Source organism: Iodobacter sp. BJB302 (assembly GCF_002735645.1).
Lineage (GTDB): Bacteria > Pseudomonadota > Gammaproteobacteria > Burkholderiales > Chitinibacteraceae > Iodobacter.
Genome location: NZ_PDZG01000051.1, coordinates 1 through 21,848, shown reverse-complemented (window position 1 = coordinate 21,848; position 21,848 = coordinate 1). Strand labels below are relative to the sequence as shown.

23 protein-coding genes are annotated in these 21,848 nt (G+C 61.9%); 14 read left to right on the top strand and 9 right to left on the bottom strand.

What is annotated here, in order from left to right:
- Positions 1-58 precede the first annotated feature (58 nt).
- Genes CSQ88_RS15555 through CSQ88_RS15545 form a run of 3 tightly spaced genes read left to right on the top strand, consistent with a single transcriptional unit; the run spans position 59 to position 1,057 of the window.
- Entirely contained in the window at positions 59-340 is a 282-nt protein-coding gene (locus CSQ88_RS15555) for a type II toxin-antitoxin system RelB/DinJ family antitoxin (RefSeq protein WP_099399002.1), read from the top strand.
- The gene (locus CSQ88_RS15550; protein WP_089418472.1) at positions 312-641 is read left to right on the top strand and encodes a type II toxin-antitoxin system YafQ family toxin; all 330 of its coding nucleotides are present in this window, start codon (positions 312-314) and stop codon (positions 639-641) included. The genes CSQ88_RS15555 and CSQ88_RS15550 overlap by 29 nt, the downstream gene beginning before the upstream one ends.
- Positions 638-1,057, top strand: a complete 420-nt coding sequence (locus CSQ88_RS15545) for a hypothetical protein (protein ID WP_213362870.1) — start codon at positions 638-640, stop codon at positions 1,055-1,057. Before CSQ88_RS15550 ends, CSQ88_RS15545 begins: the two co-directional genes overlap by 4 nt.
- 92 nt (positions 1,058-1,149) lie before the next feature.
- Here the strand turns inward: CSQ88_RS15545 and CSQ88_RS15540 are convergent, their stop codons facing one another.
- From CSQ88_RS15540 to CSQ88_RS15505, 8 genes are all read right to left on the bottom strand, one after another.
- Positions 1,150-1,563, bottom strand: coding sequence for a Rap1a/Tai family immunity protein (locus tag CSQ88_RS15540; protein ID WP_099399001.1), 414 nt, complete (start codon positions 1,561-1,563; stop codon positions 1,150-1,152).
- On the bottom strand, positions 1,544-2,359 hold the full coding sequence (locus CSQ88_RS15535) for an abortive infection family protein (RefSeq protein WP_099399000.1): 816 nt from the start codon (positions 2,357-2,359) through the stop codon (positions 1,544-1,546). The genes CSQ88_RS15540 and CSQ88_RS15535 overlap by 20 nt, the downstream gene beginning before the upstream one ends.
- Positions 2,360-2,381: 22 nt before the next feature.
- Complete coding sequence (locus CSQ88_RS15530; protein WP_099398999.1) at positions 2,382-7,130, bottom strand: type ISP restriction/modification enzyme; 4,749 nt, start codon at positions 7,128-7,130, stop codon at positions 2,382-2,384.
- Positions 7,127-7,729 carry a recombinase family protein gene (locus tag CSQ88_RS15525; protein WP_099398998.1) on the bottom strand — a complete coding sequence of 201 codons (603 nt, stop codon included), beginning with the start codon at positions 7,727-7,729 and terminating at the stop codon, positions 7,127-7,129. Before CSQ88_RS15525 ends, CSQ88_RS15530 begins: the two co-directional genes overlap by 4 nt.
- Before the next feature lie 178 nt (positions 7,730-7,907).
- Positions 7,908-8,369 (bottom strand): thermonuclease family protein, encoded by a 462-nt coding sequence (locus tag CSQ88_RS15520; RefSeq protein ID WP_099398997.1) that lies wholly within the window; start codon positions 8,367-8,369, stop codon positions 7,908-7,910.
- The gene (locus CSQ88_RS15515) at positions 8,366-8,821 is read right to left on the bottom strand and encodes a hypothetical protein (RefSeq protein WP_099398996.1); all 456 of its coding nucleotides are present in this window, start codon (positions 8,819-8,821) and stop codon (positions 8,366-8,368) included. The genes CSQ88_RS15520 and CSQ88_RS15515 overlap by 4 nt, the downstream gene beginning before the upstream one ends.
- Positions 8,821-11,517, bottom strand: a complete 2,697-nt coding sequence (gene traI / locus CSQ88_RS15510; RefSeq protein ID WP_099398995.1) for a TraI/MobA(P) family conjugative relaxase — start codon at positions 11,515-11,517, stop codon at positions 8,821-8,823. The genes CSQ88_RS15515 and traI overlap by 1 nt, the downstream gene beginning before the upstream one ends.
- Positions 11,514-11,834, bottom strand: coding sequence for a MobB mobilization protein (locus tag CSQ88_RS15505; protein ID WP_099399020.1), 321 nt, complete (start codon positions 11,832-11,834; stop codon positions 11,514-11,516). Before CSQ88_RS15505 ends, traI begins: the two co-directional genes overlap by 4 nt.
- Positions 11,835-12,124: 290 nt before the next feature.
- Between CSQ88_RS15505 and CSQ88_RS15500 the strand changes: the two genes are divergently transcribed.
- The 3 genes from CSQ88_RS15500 (at position 12,125) to CSQ88_RS15490 (ending at position 14,049) form a co-directional block, all read left to right on the top strand.
- Positions 12,125-12,721 (top strand): hypothetical protein, encoded by a 597-nt coding sequence (locus tag CSQ88_RS15500; protein WP_257212629.1) that lies wholly within the window; start codon positions 12,125-12,127, stop codon positions 12,719-12,721.
- A gap of 12 nt (positions 12,722-12,733) precedes the next feature.
- Complete coding sequence (locus CSQ88_RS15495; protein ID WP_099398994.1) at positions 12,734-13,420, top strand: protein mobD; 687 nt, start codon at positions 12,734-12,736, stop codon at positions 13,418-13,420.
- 80 nt (positions 13,421-13,500) lie between these two features.
- Complete coding sequence (locus CSQ88_RS15490) at positions 13,501-14,049, top strand: hypothetical protein (protein ID WP_257212628.1); 549 nt, start codon at positions 13,501-13,503, stop codon at positions 14,047-14,049.
- Positions 14,050-14,105: 56 nt separating this feature from the next.
- On the opposite strand, the gene CSQ88_RS15485 is transcribed toward CSQ88_RS15490, so the two are convergent.
- The gene (locus CSQ88_RS15485) at positions 14,106-14,369 is read right to left on the bottom strand and encodes a hypothetical protein (RefSeq protein ID WP_099398992.1); all 264 of its coding nucleotides are present in this window, start codon (positions 14,367-14,369) and stop codon (positions 14,106-14,108) included.
- A 200-nt stretch (positions 14,370-14,569) separates the two neighbouring features.
- On the opposite strand from CSQ88_RS15485, the gene CSQ88_RS15480 reads away from it, so the two are divergent.
- From CSQ88_RS15480 to CSQ88_RS15445, 8 genes are all read left to right on the top strand, one after another.
- Positions 14,570-17,413, top strand: coding sequence for a DotA/TraY family protein (locus tag CSQ88_RS15480; protein WP_099398991.1), 2,844 nt, complete (start codon positions 14,570-14,572; stop codon positions 17,411-17,413).
- 3 nt (positions 17,414-17,416) lie between these two features.
- Positions 17,417-17,854 (top strand): hypothetical protein, encoded by a 438-nt coding sequence (locus tag CSQ88_RS15475; RefSeq protein WP_099398990.1) that lies wholly within the window; start codon positions 17,417-17,419, stop codon positions 17,852-17,854.
- 11 nt (positions 17,855-17,865) lie between these two features.
- Complete coding sequence (locus tag CSQ88_RS15470) at positions 17,866-18,135, top strand: hypothetical protein (protein ID WP_099398989.1); 270 nt, start codon at positions 17,866-17,868, stop codon at positions 18,133-18,135.
- Between the two features lie 14 nt (positions 18,136-18,149).
- Positions 18,150-18,635, top strand: coding sequence for a hypothetical protein (locus tag CSQ88_RS15465; RefSeq protein ID WP_099398988.1), 486 nt, complete (start codon positions 18,150-18,152; stop codon positions 18,633-18,635).
- Positions 18,628-19,419 (top strand): hypothetical protein, encoded by a 792-nt coding sequence (locus tag CSQ88_RS15460; RefSeq protein WP_099398987.1) that lies wholly within the window; start codon positions 18,628-18,630, stop codon positions 19,417-19,419. The genes CSQ88_RS15465 and CSQ88_RS15460 overlap by 8 nt, the downstream gene beginning before the upstream one ends.
- Positions 19,420-19,428: 9 nt before the next feature.
- Positions 19,429-20,550 carry a M23 family metallopeptidase gene (locus tag CSQ88_RS15455; RefSeq protein ID WP_099398986.1) on the top strand — a complete coding sequence of 374 codons (1,122 nt, stop codon included), beginning with the start codon at positions 19,429-19,431 and terminating at the stop codon, positions 20,548-20,550.
- 18 nt (positions 20,551-20,568) lie between these two features.
- Positions 20,569-21,360: a hypothetical protein gene (locus CSQ88_RS15450; protein WP_099398985.1), complete on the top strand. Its 792-nt coding sequence runs from the start codon at positions 20,569-20,571 to the stop codon at positions 21,358-21,360.
- Positions 21,361-21,505: 145 nt separating this feature from the next.
- Positions 21,506-21,848, top strand: a 343-nt coding sequence (locus CSQ88_RS15445) for a hypothetical protein (RefSeq protein ID WP_180273677.1), incomplete at its 3' end; no start/stop codon positions are given.

The window sequence follows — 21,848 nt, the reverse complement described above, 5'->3', positions numbered from 1 at the left end:
GCGATTGTGCGCGGCGCGCGATACAATGTATCTCAATCAGTCGCAATAGGAGGCCGTCATGGCTGCTACCACCACTATGGTTCACGTCCGCGTGGACGAGAACGTCAAGGCACAGGCTGCGGAAACGCTGGCCTCGATGGGCCTGACCGTCTCCGATGCGATCCGCGTGTTCCTGACCCGTGTCGTCGCCGACAAGGAACTGCCGTTCGCGCTCAAGGCACCGAACGCCACCAGCCGCGTCGCCATCGCTGAGGCCAACGAGATCATCAAGAGCCGTCGCGCTCGCTTCGCAACCGCTGACTCGCTCTTGAATGACCTCGAAGAAGCCAGCGGCAAGTAAGCGGGCAAACCTGCCTCGCGCATCGGACTACACCAAAGAGTTCCAGAAGGACTGGGTGCGCCTGTCCCACTCCGGCCGGTACGACATGACCCGGCTGAAAGAGGCCATGCTGCTGCTCATCGCCAACGATGGGCCGCTTCCGCCTGAATGGCTCGACCATCCACTGACGGGTGACTGGGCGGGCCATCGCGAGTGCCACATCGGCGGCGACTTCCTGCTGATCTACCGGCTCGACGATTCAGGCAAGAGCGGCTTGGTCGTTTTCGTGCGCAGCGGGACGCATTCCGAGCTGTTCTCGTGAGCCTGCATCCAACCCTCGACCCTCAACTGACCGGCAACGTCGGTCTGTACTACTGCTGCTACCGGCTATCGCTGATGGGCTGGAACGTCATGCCCACGGCGCGCAACGCGCGAGGGGTAGATATCATTGCCTACAGCCGGGATGCCTCCCGGTTCGTGGGTGTGCAGGTGAAGGCCCTGAGCAAGCGCAACCCGGTGCCGCTGGGCACGTCGCTCGACAAGGTGATGGGCGACTTCTGGATCATCGTGAACAAGGTGGCCACCGCGCCCTCGGCCTACATCATGCTGCCGTCCGAGGTGACGGAGCGCGCACACCGTGGGGAGAAAGAGGGCAGGGTGTCCTACTGGCTACAGCCGACCGACTACGAGCACGAGACGTTCAAGGAAGCGTGGGAGCGCATCGGTCACGGAGCGTAGGCACCAAGAAAGCCGCCTCGCATGGCGAGGCGGTGAAAGACTGCGGGCTGTCAGGGAGGAAAACGCCGCTACAAGGCAGTCAGCCCGAATTATCAGGGCGAAAACTTGGGCTGCTGGCCCGGCGTGCAGTTGTAGAGCACGGGCAGCAGCGGGCCTATAAGGCTCACGGCCGCCATCTTCATGTCGTCGGCGTCGGCCTTCTCCCTCAAGTACCACACCACCTTCTGCACCACGTCGTTGCTGCTTGTGCCCTTCGGGATGCACACGCGCACACGGCTGATCTGCTCGTTCTGCAAGGTGCTGGCCACGCCCGTGATGAAGCCCTCGCAGTGGGCACGATCCGTCTGGTGTTGGCTCGTGCACAGCTCGTAGAGCTGGCTGATTTTCCAGAAGCTGGGGCCGACCATCGGCGGCTTGGCCGGGTCATCGGCGGCCATCGCGGGGCCTGCCAGCAGGCACGCCAGTACCGCGCTGGCCAGCAGCCGGTCAGAAGGGCACTTCGTCATCTTCCCAGCTCGCTTTCTTCGCTGCTTCGGCCTTCTGCTTGATCTTCAACTCAAGCGCCTTGATGAAGCGGATCGACGCCGCGACATGGTTGAAGATCAGCAGGCTTTCCTCGTAGTTCAGGATGGGGTTGTCGTGCGCGAGGCTCTTGTTGTTGCGCACGTCGTTGAACGATTCCAGCACCGAAATACTGGATTTCAGGATGCGCTCGGCCATCTGCGATTCAAGGTGGCCACCTTCACGCAACGCCTTGACGTACTCGCCGAAGATGCTGTGCAGGGCCTTGTCCCGGTTCACCTCGATGCCGTGTGGCTCGCAGGCGATGCGGATGAACTTGATGACGAAGGTGTGCAGGCGATCCAGCGCGCCCTCGGGCTGGTTCTTCTCGATGGCCTCGCGGACGTGCTCTGCCACCACCTCGAAGTCGCGGTCATCGGAGTTGGCCGTCAGCGAGTCCAGCTCGGCCACCGGCTGGTCGGCGAGCAAGCGCTGCGCGATCACGCGGCAAGCGTCGATCAGCTCGTGACTGCTGTCACCCAGACAGCGCTCGTCGATGCCGTAGGCGATCAGACCTTCCAGCACGCGGCCGACTGTATTGTTGGGCGCGACGGCCCAGAAGGTGCGCATCCGCTTGGCCTTGGAGTCGCCGCCCGTGCGGTACTGGGCCGCGTCGATGTCGATGCGGTAGTCGATGAAGAATTCGCTGTAGGTGCGGTCGGAAAAGTTCAGCACGTAGCCGCTGCCCATGCCAAGCAGCTTTTCCAGCTTGCGCCCCTCGAACGCGGTCAGGTCGGACATTGTTCTTCTCTCCCTTCTGCCGTCATTGGAGCGACGGCAGGCCTCCGACGATCTCGACCGTCTCCATGCTCACGCGGATGACGCGCTTGAGCAGGTTCAGGATGTAGGCAGGGTCGTTGCTCTCCCGGCACCACTCGTTTGGATCGTCCTTGATGCCGCTTTCCTTGTCGGTGGCGGCCTCATACCGATCCATCACCCACTCGATGGCGCTTTTCCCGTTCACCATGTAGTCGTAGGCTTGCTCCGGGATGCCCTTGATCGTGATGCGGCTGTTGAACACGATGACGCTGCGGTCTTTCTCGCGGCCACCCTTTGACGCGAAGCGCATTTTTTCGACGCGGTAGTAGGCCAAGTCGTTGAGGTCGCCCTTGGGCTTTGCATCTTCTGTGACAGGCCATGGCTCCACCGTCTCATAGTCAAGGTGCAGCGCCGCAAGGGTGCGCCCGGCCTTCTCGAAGGCACGGAAGTCAGGCGCGTAGGGAACCCGTGGCAGCACCTTCTTGAGATCCGATGCGTACAGCTCGCGGTATTCGGGCGAGTGGAGAACGCCATAGCAATAGAAGAAGATCGCTTCCTTGGTGATGGATGCGTCACCGTAGTGCTTGCGGAAGTTTGCGAGCGCCACGTCAGTGATGCCGTCGTGGCGGATGTAGCCATCAACAACCGTGGCGGCGTCAAACAGCCCTTTGACCTGACCGTTAGCCCCTTGCTTCTCGTACCAATACATGGAGAAGCACTGCCCGCCGTGCAGCAGGTGGATGTTGGGGATGAGCCGCGTCACCAGCGCGGAGAATGGTCGATCCTCACCCGGCCCCGGCAACTGGATGACCAGATTTTCATGGGCAGGTGTTGGATACAGCTTGGTGGGCCGGTACTCAGACCACATCGTGTCCAAGTACACCCACGATTTGGAGAATGGTCGGTAGCTCGCCAGACAGAGGTTCTCGGGCACGAACTCTGCGGCCCGCTGCCTCAGAATGGATTGCCGCAACCCTCTCGTCCATTTGATGAGCTTCGGATTCTTGTCCACCAAGCCCGCCACATCCTTCTCTGTCTTAGCCGTCGCGAGCGAGCCATTCGACACAAGGGTGCTCAAGATGTTCGTGTAGGAGGCGACCATCTTCCGCACAGAGGCGATCAGCGCCCCTTGGCTGTAGTTGTAGACCCACGGATCACGCCCGGTTGAGACGCCCGGCGTTCTTGTGGCGAAGATGGCCCCGGCTTCGTCATTGAACGGAACGAACTCGTTGAAGTTGCCGCTGCGCTGGTTGATCCAGTCGTGGTGCTCGTTGGGTTGCAAGGCCACCCAAGGCACTGCCTTGTAGCTGGCGAAGCCCGTCACAATTTCCAGCTTCTGCTCGCGCGTCAGGTACTCGCCAATGTCGTGGTAACGCACGTTTGCATTGCCGACGTGGCCCTTTCGCTTGACCAACAAGGTGATCGCGACTGAGCTGCGCGAACCTGAGCCAAACACCTTGCCACCTTCTTTGCGCGAGATTTCCCCGCTGGTGCGCTGGTTGCCTCGCAGATTGAACACGTAGATGTCCGAGAACTCATCTTGGAGCGTCTTGCGGAAGCCGTCCATCGTGTTGCCATCAACCCAGCCGCCGTTCGTGACGAAGCAAACGATGCCCTCATCCTTGATGCGATCCGAAGCCCAGCGGAAGGCACGGATGTAGGAGTCGTAGAGGCTGCGCACCAGCGTGGCGGTGGAGTACGCCGCATAGGTGGCCGCGATACGCCCATCAAGCCGTGGATAGTTCAGATTCTGGTTGTTGTCGTTGCCGCTGTCCTGACCGACAGAGTAGGGCGGGTTGCCCACGATGACCCGGATGTCGCGCGCCTTCTGGCGGTCGGCCCGTTCGTGGTTCTCCGGCAGGCCCTCGTCGATGTCGCCATTCTGTGGCTCGCTCATCTGGAAGGTGTCGGTCAGCACGATGCCGGGGAACGGCTCGTAGTCCTGCCCCGTGACGCGGTGGAATGACTCTTCGATGTTGATGGCTGCGATGTAGTAGGCCAGCAGCACGATCTCGTTGGCGTGCAGCTCGTGGCGGTACTTGTACGGCAGCTTGTCGGCCGGGATCAAGCCTGTTTCGATCAGCCGCACGGGGAAGGTGCCGGTGCCGGTGAACGGATCAAGGATGTGGACGTTCTTGTCGGCGAGGCGGGTGCCAAAGTGCTCTTGCAGAGCAGCGTCTGCGCTGTGCAAGATGAAGTCAACGATCTCGACCGGCGTGTACACGATGCCCAGCCGCTCGACCATGCGCGGGAAAGCCGTTTTGAAGAACTTGTCGTACAGCTCGACGATGATCTTCTGCCGCCCCTTGGGGTCGGTGATGCCCGAAGCACGCTCACGCACACTGGCATAGAACCCTTGCAGCGTCTCGTGCTCCTTGTCCAAGGCCTGCGCCTCAAGGATGTCCATGATCTTCTGCATGGATTGGGAAACCGGGTTCTTGCTGGTGAAGGCGTAGCCCTCGAACAGCGCATCAAACACCGGCTTGGTGATGATGTGCTGTGCCAGCATCTCCACGGCGTCGTTCTGGCTGACGCTCGGGTTCAGGTTCTTGCGAACACCCTTGAGGAACTCGTCAAAGGCTTTCTTGCCCTTGCTGTGCGGCTTTTCCAGCAGAGCGCGAATGCGCATCTGGTGGCGGTCGGCGATCTCGGCGATGTCCTTGGCCCAGTCCTCCCAGTAGCGACGGTTGCCGCACTTGTTGACGATCTTGGCGAACATGGCGTCTTGCCACTTGCCCAGCTCCACCGGGTCGAACGAGAACCCAAGCTGCTCGGGCAAGCGATCTGTCTTTTCATTGCCAGCACCGACGCCGATGACGTTCACCACTCCGTTGCTCTTGCCCATCAGGTCGATGGTGGCGAACTGCTTATCAAGGCGGTCATCGTGGGCGCGCAGGGCGTTGAGCACCTGCCACACCACGCGGTACTTCTTGTTGTCGTCCAGCGCAGCCTCGGGCGACGTGTCCTTGCGGATACCGATTGGCAGGATCACATAGCCGTACTTCTTCCGGCCTGCGGGGTCTTTGCGCATCACGCGGCCGACCGACTGCACCACGTCCACCACCGAGTCGCGGGGATTCAGGAAGATGGCGGCATCGAGCGCGGGCACGTCCACACCCTCAGACAAGCATCGGGCGTTGGTCAGGATGCGGCACACCGGCTCTTCCTTGCCGATGTTGCCCTTGAGCCATGACAACCGCTGATTGCGCTCGACGACGTTCATGGTGCCGTCAACGTGCTTGGCTTCCAGCGCAGGCAGGTAGTCGATCTGGTCGCCGAGGTCGTTGGATACCTTCTCGAATTCGGCAGTCAGCAGCTTGGAGTGCTTGATTGACTGCGCAAACGCAATGGCTGTGCGCATGGGCTGCGGGTCGCCGCTGATGTCCATGCCGTCCTCGGCCGCGACGTGCTTGCCCAGACCGTTCCAGCAGCCGACCACCTTCACCGCGTCATCCAGCTTGAGTTCGTCGCCGCTGTCGGCGATCCGCTGGTTCAGTACCTGACTGACGTGCAGCTCATCGACGGCGATCACCAGCACCTTGTAGTCGGACAGGAGGTCGCGCCGCACTGCCTCGTCGAAGCGCAGGCGGTGGAAAACGGGGCCGAAGGTGGACACATCGTCCATCGAGTACACCTGCACATTCGACTCTTCGGCCTTGGTCTTGCTGGCCTCAGCGTAGATGCGCGGGGTGGCGGTCATGTAAAGCCGCTTTTTGCCCTTGATGAAGGCGTTGTCATGCACGCGCACGAAAGCCGAAGGATCGTCACCGGGCGCGGTGTAGCCCGCTGTCCGGTGGGCCTCATCGCACACCACCAGGTCGAACTCGATGCCGGTTTTCTGCTGGGCCTGATGCACCACCTCGATGGACTGATAGGTCGAGAACACCACGGTCACGGCCGTGCTGTCCTGCGTCTCGGTCATGGACTTGGCGAGCTTGGCCGCGTTCGTCGTGGCCGGGTAGGCCAGCTCATAGATGCGCATGTCCTCTTCGTTGCGGCTGGCCTTGCTGTCCGAGCACACTGCGAAGCAGCGCAGCGGCACGCTGGCGTCAGCCGTCCACGCGCGCAGCGTCTGCGACAGCAGGGCGATGGATGGCACGAGGAAGAGGATGGTCTGGCCCGGCTTGACCATCTCCTGCGCCACGATCAGCGACGTGTAGGTCTTGCCGGTTCCGCAAGCCATGATGAGCTTGCCGCGGTCGCTGGTCTTGAAGCCTTTGAGCACGTCCACCAAGGCTTCGCTCTGGTGTTCGCGGGGGTCTTTCTTTGGCAGCTTGCGGAGCTGGTCAGGCTTCTCAATCGAGAACTGCGACCAGTCGATGGGGGATGCGTCCAAGTCCTCCAAGGTCATCATCTCGACCGGGATGGTCTGGTTTTCCAGCGCGTCGGCCGCGTGCTTGCTCAGATTGGCCGTGGCGACGATCAGGCGCTGCGTGAAGCCGCCCTTGCCTGACAGCGTGAAGAAGTTGCCAAGGTCGCCCAGCGGAATCGGTGTGTCGTAGAACTTGCACTGGATGGCACAAAAGCCCTCGTCCTCACGGAGCTTGGCCACCAAGTCGATGCCGGTGTCCGGTGCCTTGTAGCCATAGGCCTCGCGCTCGGGCCAATCCTTCCACATCCAAACGTCGGAGAAGAGGGCGACGTACTGGGGATCGAGCTTGAGGTAGGCCCGGATCAGGCGCTCAAAGCGGTCGCCAAGGTCACGGTTGAAGGCGGACTCGTCTCGGTACTGTTGGAGGATGGTTCTGATCATGGCTTCTTCACTGGCTGCGCCTCACCCGCTTCGTTTTCCCTGCGTGGTGCGACTTTGTAAATGGTGGTTCGCGAGACGCCGTACAGCTCGGCGATTCGCCCGATGGGGAGCTTCTGGGCATCCACCATCTGGTTGATCTCTTTGATTTGGGCTTCACTGAGCTTGGGCTTCCGGCCGCCGGCGCGGCCTCGGGCACGGGCGGCCACAAGACCGGCCCGCGTGCGCTCACGGATCAGATTGCGCTCGAACTCGGCAAGCGCCGCAAAGACGTGAAAGACCAGCTTGCCCGCCGCGCTGCCCGTCTCGATCTTCTCGGTCAGGCTCTCGAAGCTGACGCCCCTATGTTCCAGCTCGCCGACGATGCGCACGAGGTCTGGCAGACTGCGGCCAAGGCGATCCAGCCGCCACACCACAAGGGTGTCGCCCTCGCGCAGCGCCTTGAGGCAAGCCAGCAGCTCCTTGCGGTCGGCGTCCTTGCCGCTCGCGGTGTCGGAGTAGAGGCGGTCATCGGCAATGCCAGCCTTGCGCAGCGCGTCGTGCTGCAAATCAAGGTTCTGGTCGTCTGTCGAGACTCGGGCGTACCCGATGCGCTGCCCCATTGGCCGATACCCGCCTTCCTGACACAAAAATGTCCAGCAAAGGTGTGTTTGCTGGACGTTGATAAGTTGACGCCAATTTTAACAGCCGGGCGGCAGTTTGGACAGGCAAAACCACCCCTTGCGGCGACTGTCCAACAAACCACCGTTTGCCGAACGTCAAACATAGGTATGTATATACCTACTTATGAGCGTGATGCCGCCATTCCCACGGAGGGGTAGGGGTGCCTTCGCTCCAAAGACCGCGCTGCTCTGCGCGTGCCTTGTCCTGCGCGGCATAGAGCGTCCGGTCGGTGACATAGCGGTCGTACACCCACGCCATGCCCCGTCGAACTTGCTCCGCATTGGCATCAACACCCGCACACCACACACGGCCCAGCGTGCGCCCGTAGCGATCACGCCCCCTGTCCTCAACTCTCGCTTGCTCGTGGAAACACAGTTCAGCCAACGATTGCCGGGCGCGTTGACCAAAGGGCTGCGCCTTTTCCGGCGCGTCGATGTCAGTCAAGCGCACCTTAACCTGTTCGCGCCCGTGGAGTACCGTCAGGGTGTCGCCATCCGCAATGGCGATCACCTGTCCTTCGATGTCCGCAGCGACGGCAAGCACAGGCAACAAGCACAACAACAAAAGCATTCGGTTCATTGCGGCGTAGTCTCTACCAACTGCACGCCAGTTGCGGCCATCACGATAGCCCGCACCTCGATGGCGTACACGATCAGCTCCGCGCCATCGTCGGCCTCCAGTCGCAGCATGTCCGCGCCGCTAGCGACGAACTCGGCGCGCAGCGCGCGGCCGATGGCGAGCAAAGCTGCTTGGTCGATCTCGCCGGTCAGGCTGGCCAACTGGCCCATGCCCGACTGCGAGGCCGGGATGTGCAGCACCTCAAGCCCGGAACCGGGCAGCAGGTCGGGAATGCAGACAGGGCCACGGCGGGCACGATGCGCGACCGCCTGCAAGGCTTCGAGCGTGGCGGCAATGCTGCGCGTACTTGCAGCAGGACGGATGCGCGCAGCCACCCAGCGGGCAGCGGCTGCAAGCTCGTCGGCCGAAAAGCCTTGCGGCAGTGCAGGTGTGAGCGTTTCAGCGCGCGGCATCAAGCACCCATCCTTGGCCCTTCAAGGGCTGGATCACGGCCTTCAAGCCGAAGGAAGTCCTCGCGGTAACGCTCGATCTTGGCCAGCATCCGTGAGCCGTCAGGCCCAAAGGCGTACCGCGCTGTCCGCTGGGCGTAGTCATGCCAGTTTCGGCCTTCGTCGGCGGTGCGAATCGACGGCGCGCAGGCCTCAAGCACGGTTGCGATCTCATCCTGACCGTGCCCGGTAGCCCGCAGACGCAGGGCGATCATGGAGTCCACGCGCGACAGGTCAATCCCGTCGCCCTTGTGGCGCGCAGTGATGTCACGGTAGTGAGCCTCGTAGGCATTGGCAGGGAGCGCAGTGCGTACCGCAGCAGGGGCGGCAGGCCTCCGCTCTTGTGCCACCCGGACTTCCTCGTCGAGCTGGCGAGCGACGACACAGCTCATTGCATATGCCTTGTCGCATGTGCAAGCCACGGCGTGCCGCAGCTCCACCACGGGGAAGGTTCCGTCTGGCCGTTGGTACTTCGGCGCAGGCGCACCCGGCTCCCATTTGCGGTTCTCGAACCCCGCCGCACGGTGCGGATGGATGCAGGCTTGCAGCTTCGGGTCGCCGTATTGCTTGTTCAGGGCGACGATGAGGCGATTGCCCACATCCTGATCGTCCGCGCGGCCCAACTTGGGCACGTTCAAAATGGCCTGCAACTTGCCCGGACTGGATTCCATCACCACCGCAGGCCGGTAGCCATCGGCGAGCATCTGGCGCAGGCTGGCATCGCTCAGATCATCGACCAGCACATGGTGCATCCTCTCGCTGCGAGGCGTGTAGTACAGGTTTTCACCGCGAGCGTGGAAACGCAGCAGCTCACGCATCCGCCGCTCCACCGCTGCTGCCTCTACGCCGTCCTTGCCCCCCAGCACAAAGGCCTTGCGATGGTCAGCCGCCATCTTGATCGACGTGAGCGTGTACCTGTCAGCACCAATGGCTGCGTGGTATTGCTCAAAGAGCTTCATCTGGGGCGTGCGCATTGCTTCCTCCCGTGCTGCCTTGCGTGCTTCCTTGGCCGCTTCCACCTGCGCTTGCAGCTCGGGGTTCGCGATGCGGATGCCGTGCTCCGCAGCCAGCCGAACGCAGGTGGCCTTGTATTCCTCCGAGCCAAACACCGTAACCTTGCCCCACTTGGCAGCGCCAAGCTGCAACGCTGCCAAGGTCGCAGCATCGTCATGGGCCTCTTGAACGTCGATGCGACGGCCGTGGTCGGTGAATGACACTTCCTCAGACACACCCCCCGCCGCCCCTTGGCGTCGGTACTCCACCGCGCTGCCAACAATCTCGCCCGTGAAGGCACGGAGATCGCGCGGCAAGGCCTCGTTGTCTCCATCACCCTCAAGGCGCAGCGGCTCGTGACGGTGGTAGCGGAAGTCACCCGATTCCTCGGGGCTGAACCACTTGGACAGCCATTTTTTGTACTCGGGCCATGCTTCGCGGGCGTCCCGCAGCGCCTTTGCTTCGCGCTGATGCCGCTCCCGGATTTCCAGCTCGACCTGCTTGGCCTCGGCAGCGGCAACGCTACGCATGGCGTTCAGCAATTCCCCTCTGCCCTTCCAGTTCTGGGCGGCGATGGCTGCACTACTAGCCGCCTTCTGCTCCTTGAACCGGGCCATCTCCCGCTTGTAACGGTCGTCCTCTTCGCGCAACTTGCGAGCTATATCCGCACGGTGATGCTTCGCGGCGGTGATGTAGTCATCCCAGCCGGGAAGGTCTGGCCGCAGCGGCTCAGGCTTGCGCTCTACAGCCACGACGGCAGAGGCAGCAGGCTCGAACGCACCAAGCCGCTTGGTGAGCTTCGGTAGGCTGCACCAGTGGCCCGCCGTGCTCGCCTTGACAGGTTGATCGCCGACGTAGATATGCGCGCCCACGCCACCGGCCTTGACGTAGCGCATACCTCGCTCGGCGAGGTCTTGGTGCAGTTCGGCCCAGCTCGATGCAGCCCGGATGAGTTCACCAGCCTCTTCGATGGCGATCCGCGCCGCGCTTTTTTGGCCTGTACGGTTCTCCATGTCACCGGCACGAGTCGGGACAGTGGGGACGCCATCCAACTTGCCAACACGGGCAACGGTGCCATCGTCCATCACCGTGTAGCGTGCCCGTCGCTCCGGCCGCCAACCTTGGCGGTTCTCAATGATGGCAACCGTGCGTTGTGCCGCCTCTTTCCACCAGCCCTTCGCGGGCTTCACGACCAGATAGGTTTCCGGGTTGACCTTGTTGATGGCGATGTGCAAATGGATGTTGTCCGTGTCGCGGTGTAGCGCCGCAATGACTTGGTGCTTCTCAAGCCCAAGCTGCTCAAGGAACACGTCCAGCAGTTCCTCCACCTGCTCAGGTGTCGGCTGCTCGTCCTCGGGCCAGCTAGCCACCCAGTGCTGAATCGGGTACTTGGACTTCTTGCACTCCATTGCAAGGGCGGTCATCTCGGCCTGCTGCCCCTTGAAGGTACTTGTGTTGAACCCTCGCGTCGTCAGGTAAAGCACCTTCTCAGGCTGCTCACCGTCACCGCCGTGAATCACGCCATCTTGGTCGATGTGATACCCCAGCCGGGTCAGGCGGGCCGCGTCATCGGGCACGGCGATGTAGTCGGTCAAGTCAGCGATGTTGGTCGCCTTGGACTTGCGACCGGCCGTATCCAGATCGAGAGGGATCAACTTGAGGATCACTGGTCAGCTCCCTTGTTGGCGAGCTGGTCGATGAACGCATAGACCTGCCTCAACGCACGCGCCGTCTCGACGCTATAGGTGCCACCGGATTCGATGTGGACGTGCTTGAGCAGACCGCCGATGCGGTTCAGATGCCGGATCATTTTTTCGTCGGCACGCGCCACGATTTTCCGACCGAAGTACCTACGCCTGACCAACTCACTCACCGACAGGCCTGCGTCGTCAGCATCTGCCCGCAACTTCACCTTCTCGGAGGCTGTCAGACGCACACCGATGCGCTCGGTGAGCGGCTCTCCTTCTTTGACCTCAAACGGCATCGCTGGCTCCTTCAATTGGCCCCGGTGGGCGGCGGGGTGTGTCTGTTTGTCTACATCGTTGTCACCGGCCCCCGGCAGGGCAGGAGGGATGAGCCACGGATCGAGACGCGCAAGCGTCGAGGACACGGCGTCCCTTGGCGGGCACATGGAGCGGTAGCGGCATGTGTTCGACAAGGGCCATCCTGTTACGTCCTTTGGACACGGTACGTATCGCGATGGGGGCAGCTTTCCTTTCCGGGTGGAAGCAAAAAAGCTACTCGCGGCGATGCGCATAGTATGGGTTTTTGTGTATGCGTTTGCAAGTCCTAAACGTTTCCCATAATTTCTATTATGGGAAGAACTTCAACAGCGACAACGCTTTACAACTTGCGAAGCACAAAAAAGGAGGCCAAAATAAAGACGGTTTTTTAAGCAAAGGAGCAGGCATGGCAATAACAATTGAAAAGGTGGAGGCCATCGCAGCCAAGCTGCGGGCAATGCCTCCTGTGGAGAACAAGAAGCGAGAGATCAGCAAGCAAGAGAGCATCAAGCTGCTAACCAGCGAGATCACCGCCATGCGTGAGCGTGGCTACACCCTCGAACAGATTGCGGCCCTGCTGACCGATGACGATTTGCAGATTGGCGCACCGACGCTCAAGTCCTACCTGCAACGGGCTGGGTCTGCGAGCAAGCAAGGGAGCAAGCAACGCTCGCCAAAGCGCAAGGCCGCACCAACCGCCGCCGCTCTGAGCAGCACACCGTCAGCACAACCAGCGAATGGCGGGAATCAAGTCCAGCCGCCCGCACAGTCCATCGGCGAACGTGCTGCTGCATCCCTATCGGAAGCGCCGGGAAGCAAAACCAGCGCAACCGCCGCAATTACTCGCCCTGATCGCGAACGAATCTAAGGAGGCAACGAAATGAACAAGATTTATCTGTGCGCTGGGAACAAGGGCGGCACCGGAAAAAGCATGGTGGCGACGGCCCTGATAGACGCCTTCTTGCAGCGCGGGATCGAACCCTTTGTGATTGAAACCGACGACGCGAATCCAGACGTTTTCAAGGCGCACGTGGAGACAGTGCAGTGCGCGGCCCTGAGCCTTGACGAAGCGGACGGGTGGATCGAGATGATTAACTCGCTCGACAAGGCCCGTGGCGTGCCAGTCATCGTGAATACAGCCGCCCGGAATAGCGCAGGGGTTGCACGGTACGGGCAAACGCTGAAAAGCACCTTGGCGGAACTCGGTCGGACGATGGTGACGCTGTGGGTCATCAACCGCCAAAGAGACAGCCTCGAACTTCTCGCAGATTACCTTGATGCAATGCCAGCAGGGGCAGACCATCAAGTGCATGTAGTGCGTAACGGGTACTACGGCAGCGCTGAAAAATTCCAGCTCTACAACGGCAGCGAACTGAAGAAGCGGATCGAAGAGGGCGGCGGTCGCACGCTGGATTTCCCCGATCTAGCTGACAGGGTGGCAGACCAGATGGCAACGCAACGCCTCACGATCCAAGGAGCATTTAAGGAGATGCCGCTGGGGCACCGCGCAGAACTGATCCGGTGGCGTGACGAAGCATTCAAGACACTTGGTCAGGTGATGTCATGACCTTGGCGGTTGCTGCCGCGTATGAGGCGGCCTTCCACCGGAAGCCGACAGCCGAAGAGGTTGGACGGCTTGAGCGAGTCATGGACGTTCTCGACGTGCGCGAGAACGACGCGATCATGACGCTGATGGTCGTGCTTGAGTTTTACCTTGGGCTGTACAGCAGCGTGCCGGGACGCATCGAGGCAGCGGCCAAGGCAGCAGTCGGTGAGACAAAAGAGACGACCGAGAAGATCGCCGCGACAGCAGCGCAACTGGCACACGGCGACCTTGTGGAGCAGCTCGGCAAGGCGGTCAACCAAGTGGCCTCCGACGCCGCGAAGAAGCAGCAGTGGAAGGCCTTGGGAGCAGGAATCGCAGCAGCCGCGATCAGCCTACTGGTAACTGGCTGGGTGTGCTTCGACGCTGGCAGAGAAGCCGGGTACGGCGCAGCCATCAAGGTAGCGCGCAATGAGACAGCCGCTGCCGCTTGGGCGAACACACCAGAGGGGCAATTGGCATACAGGCTCGCACTCGCAGGGAGCTTGCAGCAAGTGGCAAGGTGCAGCGCACCCGGTTGGAAGATTCGGAACGGGGCGTGCCTGCCCCAAGTCGATGCAGAGGGGACTCTGCACGGATGGGTGATGCCTTGATTCGGCGAATGGCGAGGGAGCACTGCGGGAGCAGCCCTCCCTCGCCAGCCAACAAGCTACTTGCCGAGTCGTACCCAGTCGCAGACCGTCACCGGCACTTGCAAGTAGCCATGCTGATGGAGCCACAACAGACCAAAGACCACCGCGACCTGTGCCGGGAAAAACCACGGTTGCCGGATGACTGCACTCAGGCGCGTTCCGAGCGCTCTGACAGGGCGCACAACCCTTGCGCCAAACGCCTTCGCTCGCTCATGCGCGACCAGAACCAAAGCCTTCACGTCAGGCACCTGCGTGACCCGGAAAACAGACTCAATCTGCATTTTTTACCCCTTCAAAAAAGACGATTTTTAGCGCAACCATGACACAACAACAATGTGTCAAACACTGTGCTAACAGTGTGTGAATCAATGTGTGTCGCGCAAATAGCATAGGTTTTTTGCTTTTTCTGCGTACAGTTGCACTTGTATGCAGTATCGCTTAAAATTCCCCCAAGAGCAAAAGAACTGAATTGGAGTCGTGCATGGCCCAGATGCCTTTTTCACCGCCTGCGGATGACGTGACAGTCGGCATCCTCCAACACATCTTTGGGCCGATCATTGACGTGCTGGTGAAGGGTCAAGACCCGAACACCGTTGCCGCAGCAAGCAACTTGCTGGCGACGCTGTTCAGCTTCTTCAACTCCGGCATCCTCGTGGTCGGATCGATCATCGTGTCCTACGTCGCTTCGATGGGAGCGATCAATACCGCCAACGATGGCGAGGCGATGGGCAAGGCGTGGAGCACGGTCTGGACGCCCGTGCGAATCGTGGCTGGTGGGGCAGTCCTACTGCCCTCTGTTTCTGGCTACAGCTTCATCCAGATGATCGTGCTGATGATCTCTTTGTGGAGCATTGGCTTCGCGACTGGCATGTACAAGTTGGGCATGACGCTGGGCGTGCTCAAGCCCGATGGCATCGTCGCCACCGCCTACCAGACCGGCACCTACTACGGAATGCGGGACTTCGGGAAGCAGTACCTCGCAGCGGCTTACTGCGCTCGTGCTGCCAACACCATCTACGCAGACGCGGCGGGAAACCCCGCCGTGATGGCCAACTCCGCAGCAGCCGACAAGCAAACTGTCACCGGCACGCGCACCGACTACACCTTCTTCATCAAGGATCGCAATGCGGCCACGAATCTGGGCGGCGGTGAACCGATCTGCGGCACGGTAACGCTGACGGCCTACACGCCGTCCGGCAGCTACAGCGACACATCAGGGTCGCAGGCAGCGCTGGACAGCATGCGTGCAGCCTTGATGGCCCAGAAGCTCCAAGCCGCTACAGGGCTGATGCTGGACATCGACAACTGGGTGAACACGATGCCCAGCGACATCAACCAGCCCGGCTGGGAGAACGTGCAGTCTGCGCAGTTCAACGCCATCGTGAAGAACCGCGAGGATCAAGTGGCAGGAGCCATCGCGACCAGCGTGTCGAATAGCGAAAGCTCCGTGAATGCGGGCGTGACGGCCTTTGTCGATGAAATGACAAAAGGCGGCTGGGCCATGGCCGGTGGCTGGTATCAGCGGGTAGGCCTGTTGCACACGAAACTGAGCACGATCACGGGCGAGTCTGTGGGTGCAGTCACCACGCCTTCCCTAGCTGGCCTTCCAGATGATCCTCGCTCCAAGCTCTTGAAGTACAGCGTCACCACCGTCGCTGAAACCATCTCCAAGAAGTCAGAAGAAGCGGGCAAGGGCTACGACGCTTCAACCTCGGTTAAGCCGCAGGACATCGCCAGCATGTTGCCAACAGATGGCAACTCCGACATCAACGTCGGCGCGCTCGATGCCGACATGAGCACCAAGGCCACGCTGCTCATGAACGGGATGATGCAGAAGGCCACCGACTTCACCATTGGCAGCGGATCGGGGGTCGATGCCGTCTCGCGAATGAAGATGACGGGAGACTTGCTGTACTCGTATCAAGCAATGCTGTGGGCGACCGAGTTCACGATCAAGACCTCAATCACTGGGGTTCGTGTCGTCTCCAACGGGCTTGGCGTGACCAAGCTGGCCGGTGTCGATATGCACGGCATGGTTTCGGACATCTGGGATTGGGCGCTCCAAGTCCCAGTACCAATCATCGCCAAGATGGCCCAATACGTCGGCTACCTCGCGTACTACTTCGGTGTCGCGATTCCCAGCCTTCCATACACCATCTTCATGATTACGGTCGTGGGTTGGGTGCTGGGCGTGGTTCAGACCGTCATAGCAGCCCCTCTGTGGGCAGTCATGCACATGCGCCCAAGCCAAACCTTCGTCGGCTCGGAGGCGCAAGGCTACCTGCTCCTGCTAGCGCTCTTCGTGCGCCCTGCACTGGCTGTAATCGGTCTGTTCGCAGCTTTCCTCGTCGCTGACCCCATCGTTGACTACATCGCTAAGGCCTTCTTTGCGATGCGGGGTGACGTAGCCTCATCTACGGGCTGGGCTGGCGTCCTCGCTCAGTTCTGGCAATTTTTTGCGTGGTACGCGACTTTCGGCTTCCTGCTGGGTGCCGTGCTGACCATGATCTTCGGCTTGCCTCAAATGCTGCCGGATAAGGTGCTCGCATGGCTCAACGTCGGCGTGCACGACTTGGGCGCAACCAGTGCGACAAATGAAATGCGCGCAGGAGTCAGCCAGCACGGTCACGGAGCAGGTAAAGCAGCGTTGGATCGACTTGCCGACAGCCAGTCGCGTGGCGGTGGCGGTGGCGGTGGCGGTCGCGGTAGCGCGAGTGGGCAACTGCCCGGCGACGGCCCGAGTGGTGGCCGTCCTCGTGGTGGTGGAGCAGGAGCAGCACCTGTTAACGCAGGTAGCCAAGGTGTTGCGCCTCCCCTCGATGCCGCTGAGAGCACTGGTGCCGGTGGAAGCCAGGGCATTTCGAGCCGCAGCCTTACAGCTACCGCACAACCAAGCTCTGGCTCGTCGAATGCTGCGCCGCTCTCCGCTGGAAACACACCGCCCACTCAAGAGAGTGCAGCCCCACAACGTCGATTCATGGACAAGATTTCGGACGGAGTAGGGGTGGCCGCTGGTCATGCTGTGCTGGGTGCAGTCGATGCCGTCAAGTCCGCTGGTCAGCGTGGCAGTGAAGCCATGCGCGGTGCCAGCAGCTCGGTTGGCGGCGTCATCGCAGGTTCGGTTGCAGCAGCAGCAGGAGCAGCCGAAGCGCTAGCCCGTACCGCTCCGATGGTTGGACGGGAGGGTGTCGCAGCCTTCCGGGAGGGTGCTGACGCCCGAATTTCGGCGCTCAAAGACACCTCGCCATCTCAGAGTGACGAGGCTGCGCAATCAGCCGATCAACCTATCAGCGCTGGTGAGCAGCGCCCAAACAAGGAGGACTGAACCATGCCGGAAGACTATTGGAGTTCGCAAGCTGCAACCTTGGCCGAGCGCAGCATCGGATACGACGAGGGCCACACCCAAGGACGCCACCAAGGGCTTCGTCAGGGCCGCTCTGAGGGCTACCAGCAGGGAGTAGCAGAAGGCCGTCAGGCAGCACTCAACGAGATGCAGCCGCAACTCGCTGCCGCTAACGAGATGGTGCAAGGCATGGCCCAGATTCTTGCTGCTGCTGCGGATGCCCTCCTGCAAGGGGACGACGCGGCAAAGGTCGCCTTCGCCGTGAAGTACGCCGACCGGCTCGACAAGGCGATGGCCAAGGGCCTGATCCACACCGCACCTCACAACAACCCCCAGCTCGCTGGTTTGTCCGTGGTCATGCGTCTCGTCGATGAATCGCGCCGGGCCTGCCTGCAAGCCACCGAAGCCACCCCTACCCCATAAGGAGTCACCTCATGCGCCGCCCTTCCATCACCTTCCTGCGTGCCACCCAGCTCAACAGCCGCGTGCGCCGCGTCACCCCTGCCGCCGTCCGTACCGCTCGCATCGTGGCCACCGATGACGGCTATGAGCTGCACGCCACGCTTTCAGGCAGCACCGACCGCTGGGTGCTGACCTCTCCGGGCGGTCTTGCCAGCACTTTCGGCGACCTGCCGGGCTTGCGCCAGTTCGTTTCCGTTGTTCTCGGCCGTGACCGCGTGCCCGTGTCTTACCAAGCCGCTTGAAAGGCCCACTCACCATGAAAGCCACCCGCACCCTGATCGCTTCCGCCCTCCTGATGGCCGCCACGCTGGCCAGCGCGCAGATGCCAGTCGCTCTGCGCGATGCCAATGCACCCGCAGCCGGTGACTGGGCCAAGGCCTCGGCAGTCCTGCGCGCCGCCATCGAATGCCGTGAGGCGCTGCCCCCTGTGGCGTCGGTGCTGGGCACCTTCGGCCTGACAAACCGTCAGCTCGATGGCGACCACAAGCTGCCCGAGGCATTGACCGTGTTCGGGTCGCTCAAGGTCGCCTCGATCTCGATCTTCAACGGCGACGAAGAGGAAGGCATCTCGTACACCGTCCAGCCGGTGGGGGCAAAGATGGCCGAAGTCGTGAAGGCCGCAAGCCTCAAGAAAGACGGCCCGCGATTCATTCGCAAGGTCAAGGGTGGCCTGATCGAAGCCAGCGAACCGCAGCCCGGCACCGTCCAGCTCGCTTGCATCCGTGGAGGCGGCCATGAATAAAGCTGCCCTCACCAAGCCCGCCATCGGTGTGCTGGTGGGCGCATCACTCGTGCTGGCTGCCAGCGCAGGCGCGTCCCAGAGCGGCGGCAACTGGTTTTCTTCCGCCTTTTCGACGGGCGGCAGCAGTGCCAGCTCTGGCGTCTCGTCGGAGATGGCGGCGGTGGACGCGGCGATGAACCAGAAGATGCTGGACGACCTCAAAAACTGTGACGAGGTGGGCATCGGCGCAAACATCAAGACCGCCATCGGCGCGCACAGCCAGATGGCCTCGGCCACGCCGAACGTCGAAAGCCTCTTTGACGTGAACGACTCGTGCTTCGCAAGCGTGAGCCAGATCATCGACCTGTCGTTCTCGATCCCGTCGCTCGGTTCGATCCTGTCCTCGGCGCAGGACGCGGTTTTGAAGTACGCCCAGAAAAAGGTGTGCAGCACCGTTGGCAAGGTCAGCGGCATGGTCACGTCGCCGATCAATCAGGCCATCGGACAGTGGAACACCTTGGGCCAGTCGTTCAGCGACATCAACGGCATGGCCAACAGTGCCGTAGGTGGCTCGATGAGCACCCTCGATCCCCAGCTCGGAAGCGGCTACAAGCCCGCCTCGGCTGCATCCAGCTACAGCGTCAACGCCAACGCCTTCGGCGCGAACCAGACGGTGTTCAACGCCGGGGCCAGCACCCAGCAGGGTGCGCAGACCGCGCCCGCGACCTCGGTACAGCCGCAGGCCAGCCAACAACCGACTGAACCGCAGAGCTTCACGAGCTGGGCGGCTGGTCTTTTCAACTGAGGACGAAAGATGCGCAAGCCGCTCGTTTTGACCATCGCGCTGGCGATCAGCGGCAGCGCATTCGCTGACACCTGCATGGTGTCGCCCACCTCGAAGGAGCAAGTGTCTGGCCGCTTCGGCAAGTTCCGTGAGGGTGGTGCCGCCAACTTCGGATCGGGCAATGCCAAGCCGCACATGCACGATGGCCTCGACTTCTCCACCAGCGGGCAAAACGCGCCGCTGTATGCCACTTCGGCGGGCACGGTGACATGGGCCAAGCTGCGCGGCAGCGCAGGCAACACCGTCATCATCAAGCGGGACAACGGGCAGTCGGCCGTGTACTACCACTTGAGCTACATCGCGGTGAAGGAAGGCGACAAGGTGCAGGCCGGGCAGGAGATCGGCCGGGCCGGTTCCACCGGAATGAAGCCGGGCGGCGCAGTTCACCTGCACTTCATCTATGGCGTGGCCAACGCGGACGACGCCCGCGCCAAGACCTTCTCGGCAGACGCCAACAAGAACCCGACATTCAACCCGGCGCAGCTCCCGAACGCGATCAGCAAGCAGAGCACGGCCTTCAATTACGCGACCGACCCGTCGCCCTACTTCTGCAAGACCTTCCCCATTCAAAACGACGGCCTGTACCCAGTGCTGGGCAGCGACACGATGGCCCAGTACAACAAGCTGTTTGGCGCGGCACCGCCGATGGGCGTGCCACCGACCACCCAGTTCGACCCGGTTCAGGTGGCGGCGGCCAATGGCGACGCCTTGCAGGCAGCGGCCAAGGGCGTGACCTCGATGGCAAGCGTGCTCAACGATGCGGATGGCTATGGCTCACTGCCCTCCCCGCCCATTGGTGACTTTGAAACCATGTCTCCGGCCGAGATGATGAGCACCGAAGCGCAACGTCGTTTCGCGGACTCGGAATGGAACAAGTCGATCACGCAGGTGAGCAGCCGCGCCCTATGGGTGGACTACCTGCGCGCTCAGGGTGTTTCAGCTCAGCTCAACGCCGCCATCCGGCAGAAGAAAGAGCGCATGGAAGCCCTCTTGGCGCTCTACACCTCTCAGAAGCTCGCCGTGAAACGGCAGCAAGTAGACGCCGCCCGCGACCGGGCACAGCGCGCTGGCGTTCAACGCGTAATTCAATAACACCCACGGGAGAACGACATGGAAAACCTCGACCTGACCGCCGTCGCCCGCATGGGCCTGATCCTCGCTCACCTGTTGGCCTTCGCTGCGGCTTTCGCGGCCGTGGCCTTCGGCGACTTCGCCATCTTCTACCGCCGCCGCGTGAACATCGAGCTGCTGACCAAGGCCGCGAACGGTGTGACCTTGGCACTGATCGCCCTGTGGATCACCGGCTTCGCCGTCATCCTGCTGGACACTCGGCTTGACCTGGCCCTGCTGTGGGGCAAGCCCAAGCTGCTTGCCAAGCTCACCATCGCAGGCCTGCTGACGATCAACGGCATCGCCCTGCACCGCTGGGTGTTCCCTCTTTTCAGCCAGCCGCAGGACGATCCGCACCGTGCGGCCCTGCTCCCTGCCGTGCTGGGTGCCATCAGCGCGACGACGTGGGTGTTTGCCGCCTTCGTCGGCGTCGGCAAGGCCGTGGCCCCGGCGCTGGGCTACAGCGGCTTCATGGCCCTGTACGTGGTTTCCGTGGCTATCGGCATCGTGGTGTCTCTGACCTACATCCGCCCGCGTCTGGCGGCCCAGATGCTGCCACCTGAACCCGTCCACACCATCCTCGAAATGCACACCCGTCAGGTGCTCGGCCCGGTGGGCATGGACTACCTGCACAGTCACGGCATCCAGTCGGCCGACATCGCCACCGACCCGGTGACGGCTGTTGGGCGCATCGGCGAAGCGCTGGAAGGCTTCACGCCCGAGGCCCGTGAGCAGTTCGACCGACTGGCCCATGCGACCCTGCGCAAGCACGATCTGCTGCAAGCCGCTTGAAGGAAAAGGCCATGATCCTGCACTTGCCCCGTCCTCTACCTGTCCACGCTGTCACCAGTACCGATGCCGACATTGAATGGACTGCCATCCAATGGTTGCTGTTCGAGCTGGACATGGCTGGTCTGCACTTGGCGCGGGCCTCGGAATGGCAGTCAAAGCCATGATCCTGTTCTTCGACTTCGAGCGCCTGCTGTACGGGCAGCCCATCGGCGACATCGGGCCTGCTGCCCGGCTCGCCAAGGTGCTGATGCCCTACCCGCAGGTGGATCTCGTGCTGACGCGGTGGCGCATCGGAGCGATGCGCTCCATCAAGGACGTGCGCGGTGAGGTGCCCGAACTGGGCGACCGCATCAACGACGTGGCGCACCGGCCGGTGCGCTCGGATGAGCAGCCGGAACGCGAGATCACCGGCACGCTGCGCAGGACGCGGCAGCTCTACTGGGCGGCCGTGGTGCCGAACTGGGATGCACAGGGCTACATCGAGCAGG

Excerpts from the sequence above, each read along its gene's own strand:
- CSQ88_RS15535 (WP_099399000.1), bottom strand. The coding sequence starts at position 2,359 with ATGTCCGACCTGACCGCGTTCGAGGGGCGCAAGCTGGAAAAGCTGCTT.
- CSQ88_RS15475 (WP_099398990.1), top strand. The coding sequence starts at position 17,417 with ATGCCGGAAGACTATTGGAGTTCGCAAGCTGCAACCTTGGCCGAGCGC.
- CSQ88_RS15505 (WP_099399020.1), bottom strand. The coding sequence starts at position 11,834 with ATGCCGTTTGAGGTCAAAGAAGGAGAGCCGCTCACCGAGCGCATCGGT.
- CSQ88_RS15470 (WP_099398989.1), top strand. The coding sequence starts at position 17,866 with ATGCGCCGCCCTTCCATCACCTTCCTGCGTGCCACCCAGCTCAACAGC.
- CSQ88_RS15480 (WP_099398991.1), top strand. The coding sequence starts at position 14,570 with ATGGCCCAGATGCCTTTTTCACCGCCTGCGGATGACGTGACAGTCGGC.
- CSQ88_RS15540 (WP_099399001.1), bottom strand. The coding sequence starts at position 1,563 with ATGACGAAGTGCCCTTCTGACCGGCTGCTGGCCAGCGCGGTACTGGCG.
- CSQ88_RS15485 (WP_099398992.1), bottom strand. The coding sequence starts at position 14,369 with ATGCAGATTGAGTCTGTTTTCCGGGTCACGCAGGTGCCTGACGTGAAG.
- CSQ88_RS15525 (WP_099398998.1), bottom strand. The coding sequence starts at position 7,729 with ATGGGGCAGCGCATCGGGTACGCCCGAGTCTCGACAGACGACCAGAAC.
- CSQ88_RS15520 (WP_099398997.1), bottom strand. The coding sequence starts at position 8,369 with ATGAACCGAATGCTTTTGTTGTTGTGCTTGTTGCCTGTGCTTGCCGTC.
- CSQ88_RS15465 (WP_099398988.1), top strand. The coding sequence starts at position 18,150 with ATGAAAGCCACCCGCACCCTGATCGCTTCCGCCCTCCTGATGGCCGCC.
- CSQ88_RS15460 (WP_099398987.1), top strand. The coding sequence starts at position 18,628 with ATGAATAAAGCTGCCCTCACCAAGCCCGCCATCGGTGTGCTGGTGGGC.
- CSQ88_RS15515 (WP_099398996.1), bottom strand. The coding sequence starts at position 8,821 with ATGCCGCGCGCTGAAACGCTCACACCTGCACTGCCGCAAGGCTTTTCG.
- CSQ88_RS15450 (WP_099398985.1), top strand. The coding sequence starts at position 20,569 with ATGGAAAACCTCGACCTGACCGCCGTCGCCCGCATGGGCCTGATCCTC.
- CSQ88_RS15495 (WP_099398994.1), top strand. The coding sequence starts at position 12,734 with ATGAACAAGATTTATCTGTGCGCTGGGAACAAGGGCGGCACCGGAAAA.
- CSQ88_RS15490 (WP_257212628.1), top strand. The coding sequence starts at position 13,501 with ATGGACGTTCTCGACGTGCGCGAGAACGACGCGATCATGACGCTGATG.
- CSQ88_RS15455 (WP_099398986.1), top strand. The coding sequence starts at position 19,429 with ATGCGCAAGCCGCTCGTTTTGACCATCGCGCTGGCGATCAGCGGCAGC.
- CSQ88_RS15530 (WP_099398999.1), bottom strand. The coding sequence starts at position 7,130 with ATGATCAGAACCATCCTCCAACAGTACCGAGACGAGTCCGCCTTCAAC.
- CSQ88_RS15555 (WP_099399002.1), top strand. The coding sequence starts at position 59 with ATGGCTGCTACCACCACTATGGTTCACGTCCGCGTGGACGAGAACGTC.
- CSQ88_RS15550 (WP_089418472.1), top strand. The coding sequence starts at position 312 with ATGACCTCGAAGAAGCCAGCGGCAAGTAAGCGGGCAAACCTGCCTCGC.
- CSQ88_RS15500 (WP_257212629.1), top strand. The coding sequence starts at position 12,125 with ATGCGTTTGCAAGTCCTAAACGTTTCCCATAATTTCTATTATGGGAAG.